Source organism: Microbacterium sp. 1.5R (genome assembly GCF_001889265.1).
In the GTDB taxonomy this organism is placed as follows: Bacteria; Actinomycetota; Actinomycetes; order Actinomycetales; family Microbacteriaceae; genus Microbacterium.
In genome coordinates this window covers 551,166-563,618 of the sequence record NZ_CP018151.1, presented here as the reverse complement: position 1 = coordinate 563,618, position 12,453 = coordinate 551,166, and the positions used below count along the sequence as shown (strand labels likewise).

Here is a 12,453-nt window from a genome sequence, read left to right as displayed (position 1 = left end):
CGAGCTATGCCGCGTCTATGCAGAATCTATGGCTCTCGACGCACCGGCGGATGGAGGACGAGGACGACCACGATCACCACGAGAACGAGGGCGCTGACCGCCACGGGGATAGGCAGCAGGGCGTCGAGGAGGACGACAGCCGCACCGACCGGCACGACGGTGTTCACCACCCTGTCGGCGTTCTCGCGGATCGCGATCCACCAGACGCCGAGCAGGAAGATCGCGATCGGGATGGTCACGGTGAACGACGCCTGGATGGTGGAGAGATGGCTCTCCCCTATCAGGACGTCGAGTTCGACCTCGATGCCCGCCGAGAAGGCGGCGGCCGCGGCGAAGACGAGATAGTGCGTGTACCCGTAGCGGAGCGAGCGGCCGAACGTCGTGATCGCCCTGTGGTGCGGCGCCCAGAAGTAGATCCACCAGAGAGACGCGGTCACGACCAGGGTCAGCACGGAGATCGAGATGAGAGGGACGAAGGAGTCGAGTTCGTTCTTCGCGTCGATGATCGCATTGGCGGAGGCGAGGAGGCTCTCGCCGAGCACGATCAGGGTGAACAGCCCGTAGCGCTCGGTGATGTGATGGGGATGCCAGGGCGTCTGTCGGCGGTGCTCGGCGAACACGGGCACGCTGACCTCGACGAGAGCGAAGACCACGAAGGCCACGAGCTGGAGGGGGCCCGACGGGATGAGCAGGAACAGCACCCAGAGCACCTGCACGCCGGCGATCCCGATGGCGTAGCGACGCGCGGCGCCCTTGAGATCTGCCGCACCGCGGGACGCCCGCAGCCACTGCGCGATCATGGCCACACGCATGACGATGTAGCCGATCACCGGGACGGTGAAGTCCCCCTCCTCGAACGCCGCAGGGATGCCGGCAGCGAGCACGAGCACTCCGCCCATCTGGATGATGGTGGTGACGCGATACAACCAGTCGTCTGTGTCGAAGGAGGTGGCGAACCAGGTGAAGTTCATCCACGCCCACCACACCGCGAAGAACACCATCGCGTAGGAGGTGATTCCGTGCACGAAGTCGCCGTGGCTCAGCGCGTGGTGCAGTTGGGCTGAGGCGATGCTCACCGCGACGACGAAGACGAGATCGAAGAACAGCTCGAGCGTGCTGGCCGTGCGATGAGGCTGAGCCGGATCCCTCGGCAGCATGCGGCTGAGATGGAATCGAGGCGCTGAAGTGGTGGTCACGCGGTCAGAATATCGGGGGCCATTCTCCGACTAAGCAGATGTACCGGAATACAGGTTGATCCACTCCCGTGAATTATCTTCCCCTGAACGTTTGGTTCCGCTAGAGTGAACGAAGTCTGCAGTGCCTGCTGCCAGCACCACCGTGTGGGACGGTGACCGCAACCCGTGATGTGGGATCACGGATGCAGCAGGACCCGAGGGGTCGGGAACGCAGACGATGCCATGGACGTGGGGTCCGTGGTCTGGGGAATATCTGGGGATAACTATGGCGCACTGGGGAATTCTGCGTACATTCAAGGCTCAAGGGGCCTCGGCATGACTTCCGTCGAGGATGCTCTGAGCATCACTCGCGCGGGTTCGGTCTTCACGCCGGTCTCTGCTCCGCGAGCCGCGAAGTCGGTCACGCGCACGGTGGTCACACCGCGCGTGTCCGCAACGCTGGAGCGACGTCGCCAGTGGGAGCGGCGTTATCGGATGCGACTGCGGATCACGGATGCTGGGGTCATCCTGTTCGCGGTCGGAATCACAGCAGCGGTCCAGGTGATGACCGGTGTCGCAGGGGAAGAGGCCCTGCGCAACGGCATTCTGCTGGCCACGCTCTGGTATCTGATGCTCGGCGCGCTGCACACCCGTGACGCAGCGCTGTTCCGCGCCAGCGCCACCGAGTACCGCGGTGTGGCACACGCGAGTGGATTGGCGTTCGGGATCATCGCCATGCTCAGCGTCGTGCTCGGCTGGCAGACGATGCAGCTCGTGCTGCTGGTCGGCCTGCCGCTCGGTGTCCTCACGCTGCTCGTCACGCGCTGGGCGTGGCGGCACTGGCTGACGGCGCAGCGTGCGCGAGGTCGTTTCGCCTCGCGCACGCTCGTCGTCGGCAACCGCGACGACGTCGAGTACGTCATCCGCACCCTGCACCCGATCGGCGCCTCCGGGTACCAGGTGGTGGGCGCGACGCTGCTCGACGGCAACGCGCGAGATGTCGAAGCACGCGGCGAGCAGTTCCCCGTGCTCGGCAACGTCAACTCCGTCTCCACCGTGGCTGCCGAACTGGGCGCCGACACGATCATCGTCGCAAGCCGCCCAGACGGCGAGCCCGACTTCGTGAAGCACCTCAGCTGGCAGCTCGAGGGCACCGCCGCAGAGCTCGTGCTCTCGAGCCGCCTCACCGATGTCGCGGGTCCGCGCATCTCCTTCGCTCCTGTCGAAGGTCTTCCGCTGATCCAGGTGCAGATCCCCTCGTACGAGGGCGGTCAGCACGTGCTGAAGCGCGCACTCGACATCGCCGTCGCGTCCGTCGCTCTCATCCCGATCGCACTCATCACCCCGATCCTCGCGCTCCTCGTCAAGCTGGACTCGCCCGGACCGCTGTTCTTCTCGCAGGAGCGCGTCGGTCGCGACGGTCGCACCTTCAAGATCATGAAGTTCCGCTCGATGAAGACCGACGCCGAGCAGCAGCTCGCGACGCTCAAGGAGCAGAACGAGGGAGCGGGCCTGCTGTTCAAGATGAAGGACGACCCCCGCGTCACGCGGGTGGGCAGGATCCTGCGCAAGCTGTCTCTCGACGAGCTGCCGCAGTTCTGGAACGTCCTCATCGGCGACATGAGCGTCGTGGGTCCGCGCCCGCCGCTGCCCACCGAGGTCACCGCTTACGACGGCACCGTGTTCCGTCGGCTCTACATCAAGCCGGGCATCACGGGCCTGTGGCAGGTCTCCGGGCGCAGCGATCTCTCGTGGGACGAGAGCGTTCGCCTCGACCTGCGCTACGTCGAGAACTGGTCGGTCATGAACGACCTGCAGATCATGTGGCGCACCGCCAAGGTCATGGTCCAGCCCAGCGGAGCATACTGAGTACATGATCAAGGGGAATGCCCTCACCATTGCGATGGTGGGGACACGGGGGGTGCCCGCGGCCTACGGCGGATTCGAGACGGCTGTCGAAGAGGTCGGTCGACGGCTCGCAGACCGAGGTCACGACGTCGTCGTGTACACCCGGGGTTCGCAGAGCCGCGACAAGAAGTACCTCGGAATGCGCGTGGTCCACCTTCCCGCCATCCCGGTGAAGCAGGTCGAGACTCTGAGCCACACCGGTTTCTCGGCACTCCACTTGATCTTCCGGAGGCGTCCCGACGCGGCGTTCGTGTTCAATGCCGCCAACTCACCGTTCGTCCCCCTGTTCCGCCTGCGGCGCGTACCCACAGCCCTCCACATGGACGGCCTCGAGTGGCGGCGATCCAAGTGGGGCCCGCGCGGCAAGGCGTACTACCGATGGGCGGAGCAGTTCGGCGTGCGCACGAGCGACGCGCTGATCGCGGACGCCCCGGGGATCGCCGACTACTACACGCATCAGTTCGACGTGCCGACCGAGATGATCCGCTACGGCGCTCCCATGCTCGACTCGGTAGCCGATGCCCGCCTCGACGAGCTCGACCTCCGCGCCGGCGGATACCACCTGGTCGTCGCACGCTTCGAACCCGAGAACCACGTGCTCGAGATCGTCGAGGGATTCCGCCGGAGCAACGCGACCCTCCCGCTCGTCGTCGTCGGATCAGCCCCGTACAGCAACGAGTACACCGAGCAGATCCAGCAGGCAGCTCACGGCGACGACCGCATCCGTCTGGTCGGCGGCGTGTACGACCAGGAACTCCTCGACGCCCTGTACTTCCATGCCCTCACGTACGACCACGGTCATTCGGTCGGCGGCACGAATCCTTCACTCCTGCGGGCCATGGGCGCAGGCACGGCGACGATCGCCTTCGACGTGCCGTTCAACCGCGAGGTCCTTCATGACGACGGGTGGTTCTTCGCGACGCCCGACGACGCAGCAGCGGCCTTCGAGCGCGCCGAGGCGGACATCTCCGCAGCGCGAGAGAGCGGCCTGCGCGCGCAGAGGCGAGCGCAGGAGGTGTTCCGCTGGGACGACGTCGCAGACGCTTACGAAGACCTCGCCCGACGGCTCTCTACCGGTCACAGCGTGCACCGCATCGCTCGCCGCGCGAGACGACGGGCGGAGGACTGGTGAGCGGCGCGTCCTCTCGGACCGTTCTCGTCGCGCATCCTGGCGCCGAGATGTTCGGCTCAGACCGGATGCTTCTCGAGAGCGTCATCGGCTTCGTCGAGAGCGGCGCACGCGTCGTCGTCGCACTCCCGGCCCGCGGAATGCTGGATGTCGAACTTCGCAGGGCCGGCGCCGAGGTCGTCATCATCCCGATGCTCGTGTTGCGAAAGGTCCTGCTCACGCCCAGAGGCCTGCCCACGCTCTTCCGCGACATGTTCCGGGGGCTCCGCGCTTCCTGGCGACTGATCAGCAGAGTGCGCCCGGACGTCGTCTACGTGTCGACGATCATCATCCCGCAGTGGCCCCTGGTGGCGCGCCTCCGCCAGCTCCGAGCCGTGAGCCACGTGCATGAGGCCGAGGCTTCCGGGAACCGCTTCGTGAACACGGTGCTGTACCTGCCGCATCTCGCTGCCCACCGCACGCTGGTGAACAGCCGATTCAGTCTCGACACGATCGCGCACGCCCTTCCGCTCCTCGCCCGCAGAAGCGTGGTGGTGTACAACGGCGTGGCGTCACCCGAGCTCCCGGCCGCGCCCCGGCGCGACATCGACGGTCCGTTCAGAGTCCTGTTCATCGGTCGCCTCTCCCCCCGCAAGGGGCCGGATGTCGTCATCGACGCCGCGGCCGAACTGGCGCGCTCGGGGCACGACGTGCGGGTCACGCTCCTCGGCGCCGTCTTCGCCGGGTATGAGTGGTTCGAAGAGGAGCTGCGACGTCGCGCCGCCGAATCGGGCGTCGAGGTGGTCTTCGCCGGTTTCCATCAGAGCATCTGGCCGTTCCTCGAGGACGCCGATGCGCTCGCCGTGCCCTCGCGCGTGGACGAGCCTTTCGGCAACACGGCGGTCGAGGGGATCCTCGCCCGCCGCCCGGTGGTGGCGAGTGACAGCAGCGGTCTGCGCGAGGCCGCCGGGGGCTATCCCACGTCGACGCTGGTGCCCGCTGACGATCCTTCGGCGCTCGCCGCTTCGTTCGCCCGGATCATCGAGCAGTGGCCGACGGTGCGCGAGGGTGTCGACGAATCGCGTCGCATCGCTCTCGATCGTCACGCCCCGGAGCAGTATCGGGCGACAGTGACCGGACACGTGGTCGACCCCACGTGAACCGCTCCGCTCTCGCCCGCTGTCAGGGCGCTGTCATGAGCGCTCTGACGGCCGCCCCCAGACGCGTGGACGCCATCTCGACAGTCCGGAGGACGCGCTCGTGGCGCGCCCGGCTCGTGTGCGCATCGGGGATGTCGAAGACCTCCTCCGGCCCGGGCCGGCGCCAGCGCGGCGGTCTCGGGGGCTCGACGAGCCCGCGCTGCGCATTCATCAGTTCGGCGAGCGTCGAGAGATCGAAGTCCATCGCGGGAACCGGCGCCGCGTTCGCATGCTCTGCGAGGGCGACCGCCTCGAGCAGTGTGAACGTGCGCGTCCGCGCCGACGGCCGGAGGCGCGCCACCGCGCCGCGCTCGGCCGCGGTCGCGGTGAGGATGAGCTCGGCCGAATCGATGTGGTCCGGTGCGAGTCGCACCGAGCGGTATCCCTCGGCGAAGTCCGACCAGCCCGCTCGTTCGGTCAACCTCGAACGCATCGTGTGGCAGACGGCCACTCCGCCACGCGCGCTGGCGCCCGCGGAGGCGAACACCGATCCCTCGGGTGCGCCGAACGTCGAGAACTCCCGAGCCATGAGGAACGAGATCACCGGCGATCGGCATACGTTCGCCGCGCAGACGGCGAGCACCGATTCGGGCCGCATTCATTCTCCTCACATGCCGGTGCCCCTAGGCTATACAGCGCACCTGCGTGCCTGCTCTGTGCGAGTGAATCCTGTGGGGGGCGAATCGACACGGATCGCAGGCAGCTGGACTTGGTACGGGGGAAGAACATGGATCTGAAGGATTACCTCACGGCTCTGCGGGACCGGTGGTATCTGCTCGTCGCTGCGACGGTCATCGGCGGGGTCGCAGGATTCGCATACGCGACCGTCCAGCCCGACCAGTACGAGGCGACGACCAGCGCGTACGTCTCCTCGCAGCGCGGCGACACCGTGAGCGAACTCGTGCAGGGATCGCAGTACACCCAGAGCCTCATGCAGTCCTACGCCAACCTGGCGACGACACCCGCGGTGCTCGAACCGGTCATCGAAGACCTCGAGCTCGACAAGACGGTCGAGGGCCTGGCCGAGTCGGTGTCGGCGGAAGTCGAGCTGAACACCGTCATCGTCACCCTGACCGTCGTCAGCACCGATCCCGAGCAGGCCCAGGAGACGGCAGCCGCCGTCATGGACTCGCTCGCGAACGTGACCAGCGACCTGTCGCCCAAGGACGCCGCGGGAAGGCCGTCTATCGTTCTGACGACGGTGACGCCGCCGAGCGTGCCGAAGTTCCCCTTCGCGCCCAACACTCGCCTGATCGCGGTCACGGGCGCGGCTCTGGGACTCGTCCTCGCCGTCATCTACGCAGTCCTCAAGCAGCTGCTCGACACCCGCATCCGCTCCGAAGAGGACGCTGAGCGCTCGGCCGGCATCCCCTTCCTCGGGCGTATCCCCCGCCCCAGCGGCAAGCGCCGTGCGCAGCGGTCGTCGATCAGCGGACAGTGGGACTCCTCCGCCTCGACGCGCGAGGCGTATCGTCGCCTTGCCGCCAGCCTCGACTTCGCGGACATCGACGGAGACCTCCGCATGGTCGTCGTGTCCTCGGCGTTCGCGGGTGAGGGGAAGACGACCACCGCGGTGAACCTCACGCTCGCGCTCGCCGAGCGCCGCCCCCGGGTGCTCCTGATCGACGCGGACCTGCGCCGCCCCCGGATCGCAGAAGCCTGCGGACTCGACGGATCGGTGGGCCTGACCACTGCCCTCACGCACCAGGCATCCCTCGCGGATTCCATCCAGAACTGGGGCACCAGGAACATCGATGTGCTGACCAGTGGACTGCGTCCGCCCAACCCGACCGAGATCGTGAGCTCCACGGCTATGCAGGATCTGCTCCGCGAGGTGCGCGAGCACTACGACTTCGTGGTCGTCGATTCCGCGCCGGTGCTTCCGGTGAGCGACACGCTCACGCTCGCCCGCGCCTCGGGCGCGAGCCTCCTGGTGGGTCGATACAAGGTCACACGTCGCCAGTCGCTGCGCAGGGCCGTCGAGACTCTCACCGGTGCCGGCGCCCGCGTCATCGGCTTCGTGCTGAACGCGGTTCCGCCGGAGCACTCCTCCTCGAGCTACTACGAGGATGCCGAGCCCGCCGAGCCCGCCACCGAGAAGAAGGTACCGGAGACCCGCTCGTCCGAGAAGCAGGCCGCCTCCAAGAAGAAGACCGAGAAGGACGCTTCGGCCAAGACCGCGCGGTGATGCGATTCAGGTGAGCGACGCGAGCGTGTAGCCGAAGTCCCCGCCGTGTTCGCGGCGGTGATGGTCGGCGGCGATGACAGCGACGATATCCATCGCGATCACGGGAGTGAGGATCGCCGGGTCGACCCCCGCAGCACTCAGGAGGTCACACCATTCCTCTTCGAGCTCGCCACCACTGAGCGCGGCACGCATCGCGTCGTCTCTCACGGCGAGGGAGAGCGCGTCGTAGAAGAACGGCGCGGGACGCGCGTCCTCGAAGTCGATCGGGCCCCAGTCCTCAGGACCATGACCCAGGACGTTCTCCGGCGTGAGGTCGCCGTGCGCGAGCACCCACGGAACCTCTCCCACGAGATCTGCTGCTCTGCCTGCCTCCTCCCACCTGGCCTGCCCCGACAGGCCCTCGAGCGCTGCCCGAGCCTCCGTCAGGAGCGGCTGTGCGGCCGCGTCGGCGGTGAGACGAGATGTCGAGATGACGAGGAGGGTGCGAAGGAGAGCGATCCGGTCCGCCGGCGCCCAGAGCTGCGCCGGCCGCCCTGGCACGCGCGCTTCCGTCAGCCGCCTGCCATCGTCGTCGAGATGCCACTCCACGGCGGAGTAGACCTCGCCGAGCGCGAGACGGCGCTCGCGATACTCGGGAGGGAGTGCAGTCCGACGCAGGTGCGTGACGGTCGAATCTGCGCGGTCGAAGCCGACCAGACCACCGTCCTTCGTCATCAGAACCCGGACCGGCATCTGTGCCGCCGGCATCCCCGCCTCGGGATCACCGAGACGCACGCGCCGCGGCGCCGCAAGAAGGCGCCGCATGTCGAGCAGTGCCCGCTTCGCGCCGCTCCCCCGTCCCAGATGATCTATCACGATCCGCCAACCCTGACGGTGCTCGGGAAGCACGGCAGACCGGGTGTCGAGAATCCGCCAGACTCCGGGCGCCACGTCGGCGCTGCGCTCGCGCAGGGCAGCGGCCAGCGCCGCCTTCGCCGCACGCTCCCGCGCGAACCCGTTCATCGCGACCGCTTGCCGAACGAGCGGCGGATGAAGGAGACCACGGTGAGCAGATCTTCGCGCGTCCGGGGCGACACGAGTGTGAGGAGCAGCAGATAGGCGATGCTCGCTCCGACCGCCACGAGAACGGTCGCGATCGAGCTCCATCCCAGTGCGCTGATTCCGAGGGCAAGGAGCCCGCACGGCACGGAGACCGTCAAGAGTATGCGAATGATGTTCGTGATGAGGGGCCTGGCGGGGACTCCGGTCACTCGAGACGCCCAGACGAGCGATGCGATCCAGTGCAGCGCATACGCCACCGTGCTTCCGACGGCGACGCCGAACGCCCCCCACGGGAGCCCGGCCAGGATTATCACGATCATGATCGGACGCACGACGAGGAACATCCGCAGCTGCGCCCCGGTGTTCGCCGTCGCGAGGAACATCCAGTAGGAGACCTGCGCGGTGGCACGAAGCACTCCGCCGATGGCCAGTACGGCGAAGATCGGCGCCATCGGCGCCCATTGCGGACCGAAGAGCACATCGACGATCGCCGGAGCCATTCCGGCGGCCAGGGCGAAGAGCGTCGCGGTGGCGTATCCCCCGACGATCTGCGCCTTCAGGAGGTAGCCGGCGAACCGCTCCTTCTCTTCGTGGATCCTCGAGAGCACGGGAAGCGCGACGCGCGTCATCGGCGCGTTGATCTGGTTGAGCGGGGCCATCAGAAGCTGGTACGCGCGGTCGTAGTAGCCGAGAGGGCCGGCACCCCACACGACACCGATCGCGATGTTGTCGACGTTCTTCGTTCCGTACGAGATCAGCTGCGTCAGGAAGAGCGCCGCTCCGAACTTCATGAACCGTCGGATCGACGTGCGTCGCCGCGGGAGTCCCGGCAGCCAGCGGGCGATGACGACCGAGAGCACGAGAAGCACCAAGGACGACGACAGCTGCTGCACGACGAGCGCCCAGTAGCCGAACCCCTGCAGGGCGAGGATGATGCCGACGGCGAATCCGACGGTGGGTGCGACGGCCTCGGTGATCGAGAGGCCGAGGAACCGCAGCCGGCGGGTCAGGTCGGCCCGGTATTGAGTCACCATGCCGCTCAGCACGAAGCCGATCGACATCACGACCACGATCGCCGGGACCTGGTCGTTGGAGTACAGCAGACCGACCAGAGGGGCGGCGAGGGCGACGATGACGGCGCATCCCGTTCCGAGGGCCGTGTTCACCCAGAAGAGGTTCGTGCGCTCGCCGATCGAGACGTGCTTGGCCTGGATCGCAGCGCTCGACAGGCCGAAGTCTCGGAAGAGCTCCGAGATGCCGATGACCGCGGCGACCATCGCGATCAGACCGAAGTCGTCGGGCGTCAGCAATCGCGCGAGAACGAAGATCGAGACGAACTGGAGAACCGTCCGGTACAGCTGCCCGGCGAGTGTCACACTCGCTCCGCGTGCGGCCGCATCCCCCAAAGACGCGCGCTGAGAGCCCACTCCCGATACCCCCAGTATTCCGCCCCGATGAGCCCGTAGACTCGATGTGGGTAATACTACAGCCGCAGGCGGACGAGGGGGGTCACGCATGATGACGGTCGCGCCTCAGACCTCGCGTCTGCACAGGACTTTCTTCACCGACGCCGAAGCCGCTCTGGCACTGCTGACGCTGTTCCTCATCGGGGCTCGGATCTTCGTCGGCTCCGGCGTCAGCGTCGGTCAGGTCCTGGCCCTCGTGCTCCTCCCTCTCTGGGTGCCCCGGCTCGTGGCGAGCCGGGCCGGACTCTGGCTCGCGATCACCGCAGCCGTCTCCGCTGTGTCGGGCGTCTGGTTGACGGCCGTCGCCGCGCAAGACCATGACACCTCGCAGAGCACGCTGATCGCGACGACCCTGCTGTTCCTCAGCGTGCCCATGGTCGCGGGGATCGTTGTCTGGGCGCAACGCTTCGTCCCGCTGTGGACCATCGGCTTCACCTATGGGCTCGGAATGGTCGCGGCAGCCGTCATGCGCCCGTCCACCTTCGCCGAGAACCCCTGGAAGTTCGCGATCGGACTCCCGGTGGCCGTCATCGTCCTCTCGTTGACACTCCGCTCTCGACGACGTCTGAGCGACATGCTCGCCCTCGGCGCGCTGGCGCTCGTCTCCGTTGCGATGGACTCCCGCGCGTTCTTCGGCGTCTTCACCATCGTGCTGCTGTTGCTCGTGTGGCAGGCGATGCCGCGGATCTCGAACAAGCGGATGTCGGCGGCGAAGGTCCTCGTCTGGGCGGCGGCGATCGGCGTGACCGTGTACGTGATCGGAACGAGTCTCCTCGTCGAGGGCTACCTCGGCGAGGACGCTCAGGCGCGCTCCGTCGAGCAGCAGGAGCGAGCAGGCTCCATCCTCGTGGGCGGGCGTCCCGAGCTGGCCGCGACCGCCGCACTCTTCCTGAGTCGCCCACTCGGGTTCGGCGCCGGGACGATCGCCTCGCCGTCGGACATCCTCGTGGCCAAATCCGGGATGCAGGTGATCAACTACGACCCGAACAACGGCTACGTCGAGAACTTCATGTTCGGACCCACGAAGTTCGAACTGCACTCGATGACCGGGGATCTCTGGGCGTACTTCGGCTGGCCCGTGCTGATCTTCCTCGTCATCGCCGTGGTCGTCATGGTCCGCAGAGTCGCCGTCGAGCTCGCCCGGGGAACCGCCACCGCGCTTCTGCTGTTCGCGGTGATCATCACCGCCTGGAACCTGTTCTTCAACCCGATCTACAGTTCAGCGCCCTTCTTCGGCCTCGCCCTCGGGCTCGCCTTGGCCGGGCCCCATCTTCGCTTCGAGGAATCACCGTGGCGAGAGAAGAGTCTCAGACGATGAGCGCGAGGCACCTTCGGGTGATGATGTCGACTCCGGCGATCCGTGAGACGACGAACCCCTACATCGTGCAGCTGGTGGATGCCGTGGGACAGGAGGTCGATGTCCAGCTCTTCTCGTGGCGCACCGCGATCCTCGGTCGCTACGACGTGCTTCATGTCCACTGGCCCGAGATCTTCACCTCGGCGTCGAGCGGCCCCAAGCGCTGGGCGCGACGCGCGCTGACCGCGGCGCTGCAGAGTCGCATCGCCCTGACCAGGACCGCTCTCGTCCGGACCGCGCACAATGAGCGACCGCACGAGTCCACCTCGAGAGTGGACAGCGCGATCCTGCGGCGATGGAATCGCCTCACCACCCTGTGGATCATCCTCAATGAGCGCACGCGCACCGAGACGTCCGCAGAGCGGGTGCTGATCCCTCACGGTCACTACCGCGATCATTTCGCACCTTTCCCGCGCCTGCAGGCGACCGACGATCTCGTGAGCGTGGTCGGACACATCCGTCCCTACAAGGGCATGGAGGAGTTGGTCGCAGCCGTCGCCGAGGACACGGAGCACGGAGCCTTCCGGCTCCATGTGGCGGGGAAGCCCGCTGACGCGGCGCTGCGGGACACGCTCAGGAGGAACGCGTCCGGATCGGATCGCATCACCCTCGAGCTGGATTTCGTGGACGACCGGCGGATCGTGGAGATCATCTCCTCGTCCTCCCTGGTCGCACTCCCCTATCGTCAGCTGCACAACTCCGGAGTCGCACTCCTCGCGCTGTCACTCGATCGCCCCGTCCTCGTCCCCGACAACGCGGTGACTCGGGACCTGCAGCAGGAGATCGGCGCATCCTGGGTGCACCTGCTCGATGCCGACACCGAGCTCACGCGGGCCATCCGCGACGCGCTGCAACGGGGCATCCCCGACGGATCCCCCGATCTCAGCGCTCGGGAGTGGCCGGTGACGGCCCGCCAGCACGCCACGGCATACGCCCGTGCAGCAGAGATCCGCGGGCACCGGTGAGGCACCCGCGGATCTGTGTGCTGTGAGTCTCTGTGGTGACTCGATG

10 protein-coding genes are annotated in these 12,453 nt (G+C 67.2%); 6 read left to right on the top strand and 4 right to left on the bottom strand.

Features of this window, described 5'->3' with window-relative positions; all coding sequences use genetic code 11:
* Positions 1-26: 26 nt before the first annotated feature.
* Positions 27-1,157 (bottom strand): low temperature requirement protein A, encoded by a 1,131-nt coding sequence (locus BMW26_RS02625; RefSeq protein ID WP_072590691.1) that lies wholly within the window; start codon positions 1,155-1,157, stop codon positions 27-29.
* A gap of 354 nt (positions 1,158-1,511) precedes the next feature.
* Between BMW26_RS02625 and BMW26_RS02620 the strand changes: the two genes are divergently transcribed.
* From BMW26_RS02620 to BMW26_RS02610, 3 genes are read left to right on the top strand one after another with little or no spacing between them, the layout of a single operon-like run.
* Positions 1,512-3,044, top strand: coding sequence for a sugar transferase (locus BMW26_RS02620; RefSeq protein ID WP_072590690.1), 1,533 nt, complete (start codon positions 1,512-1,514; stop codon positions 3,042-3,044).
* Positions 3,045-3,048: 4 nt separating this feature from the next.
* The gene (locus tag BMW26_RS02615; protein WP_072590689.1) at positions 3,049-4,215 is read left to right on the top strand and encodes a DUF1972 domain-containing protein; all 1,167 of its coding nucleotides are present in this window, start codon (positions 3,049-3,051) and stop codon (positions 4,213-4,215) included.
* Positions 4,212-5,351 carry a glycosyltransferase gene (locus tag BMW26_RS02610; protein ID WP_072590688.1) on the top strand — a complete coding sequence of 380 codons (1,140 nt, stop codon included), beginning with the start codon at positions 4,212-4,214 and terminating at the stop codon, positions 5,349-5,351. The genes BMW26_RS02615 and BMW26_RS02610 overlap by 4 nt, the downstream gene beginning before the upstream one ends.
* Before the next feature lie 22 nt (positions 5,352-5,373).
* Here BMW26_RS02610 and BMW26_RS17560 read toward each other — a convergent pair whose 3' ends face one another.
* Positions 5,374-5,988, bottom strand: coding sequence for an arsenate reductase/protein-tyrosine-phosphatase family protein (locus BMW26_RS17560; RefSeq protein WP_072590687.1), 615 nt, complete (start codon positions 5,986-5,988; stop codon positions 5,374-5,376).
* A 129-nt stretch (positions 5,989-6,117) separates the two neighbouring features.
* On the opposite strand from BMW26_RS17560, the gene BMW26_RS02600 reads away from it, so the two are divergent.
* Positions 6,118-7,578 (top strand): polysaccharide biosynthesis tyrosine autokinase, encoded by a 1,461-nt coding sequence (locus tag BMW26_RS02600; RefSeq protein WP_072590686.1) that lies wholly within the window; start codon positions 6,118-6,120, stop codon positions 7,576-7,578.
* A 6-nt stretch (positions 7,579-7,584) separates the two neighbouring features.
* On the opposite strand, the gene BMW26_RS02595 is transcribed toward BMW26_RS02600, so the two are convergent.
* Both BMW26_RS02595 and BMW26_RS02590 read right to left on the bottom strand, forming a co-directional pair.
* A complete protein-coding gene (locus BMW26_RS02595; protein WP_072590685.1) occupies positions 7,585-8,580 on the bottom strand; it encodes a phosphotransferase in 996 nt (331 codons plus the stop codon).
* On the bottom strand, positions 8,577-10,136 hold the full coding sequence (locus BMW26_RS02590) for a lipopolysaccharide biosynthesis protein (RefSeq protein WP_083569267.1): 1,560 nt from the start codon (positions 10,134-10,136) through the stop codon (positions 8,577-8,579). The genes BMW26_RS02595 and BMW26_RS02590 overlap by 4 nt, the downstream gene beginning before the upstream one ends.
* Between BMW26_RS02590 and BMW26_RS02585 the strand changes: the two genes are divergently transcribed.
* Together BMW26_RS02585 and BMW26_RS02580 are read left to right on the top strand one after the other, a co-directional pair.
* Complete coding sequence (locus tag BMW26_RS02585) at positions 10,135-11,403, top strand: hypothetical protein (protein WP_072590684.1); 1,269 nt, start codon at positions 10,135-10,137, stop codon at positions 11,401-11,403. The genes BMW26_RS02590 and BMW26_RS02585 overlap by 2 nt on opposite strands.
* Complete coding sequence (locus BMW26_RS02580; protein WP_072590683.1) at positions 11,400-12,407, top strand: glycosyltransferase; 1,008 nt, start codon at positions 11,400-11,402, stop codon at positions 12,405-12,407. Before BMW26_RS02585 ends, BMW26_RS02580 begins: the two co-directional genes overlap by 4 nt.
* Positions 12,408-12,453 lie beyond the last annotated feature (46 nt).

What these genes read in the sequence shown, in the direction of transcription:
- BMW26_RS02625 (WP_072590691.1), bottom strand. Translation starts at nt 1,157, where the DNA reads ATGCTGCCGAGGGATCCGGCTCAGCCTCATCGCACGGCCAGCACGCTC.
- BMW26_RS02620 (WP_072590690.1), top strand. Translation starts at nt 1,512, where the DNA reads ATGACTTCCGTCGAGGATGCTCTGAGCATCACTCGCGCGGGTTCGGTC.
- BMW26_RS02615 (WP_072590689.1), top strand. Translation starts at nt 3,049, where the DNA reads ATGATCAAGGGGAATGCCCTCACCATTGCGATGGTGGGGACACGGGGG.
- BMW26_RS17560 (WP_072590687.1), bottom strand. Translation starts at nt 5,988, where the DNA reads ATGCGGCCCGAATCGGTGCTCGCCGTCTGCGCGGCGAACGTATGCCGA.
- BMW26_RS02600 (WP_072590686.1), top strand. Translation starts at nt 6,118, where the DNA reads ATGGATCTGAAGGATTACCTCACGGCTCTGCGGGACCGGTGGTATCTG.
- BMW26_RS02595 (WP_072590685.1), bottom strand. Translation starts at nt 8,580, where the DNA reads ATGAACGGGTTCGCGCGGGAGCGTGCGGCGAAGGCGGCGCTGGCCGCT.
- BMW26_RS02585 (WP_072590684.1), top strand. Translation starts at nt 10,135, where the DNA reads ATGATGACGGTCGCGCCTCAGACCTCGCGTCTGCACAGGACTTTCTTC.
- BMW26_RS02590 (WP_083569267.1), bottom strand. Translation starts at nt 10,136, where the DNA reads ATGCGTGACCCCCCTCGTCCGCCTGCGGCTGTAGTATTACCCACATCG.
- BMW26_RS02580 (WP_072590683.1), top strand. Translation starts at nt 11,400, where the DNA reads ATGAGCGCGAGGCACCTTCGGGTGATGATGTCGACTCCGGCGATCCGT.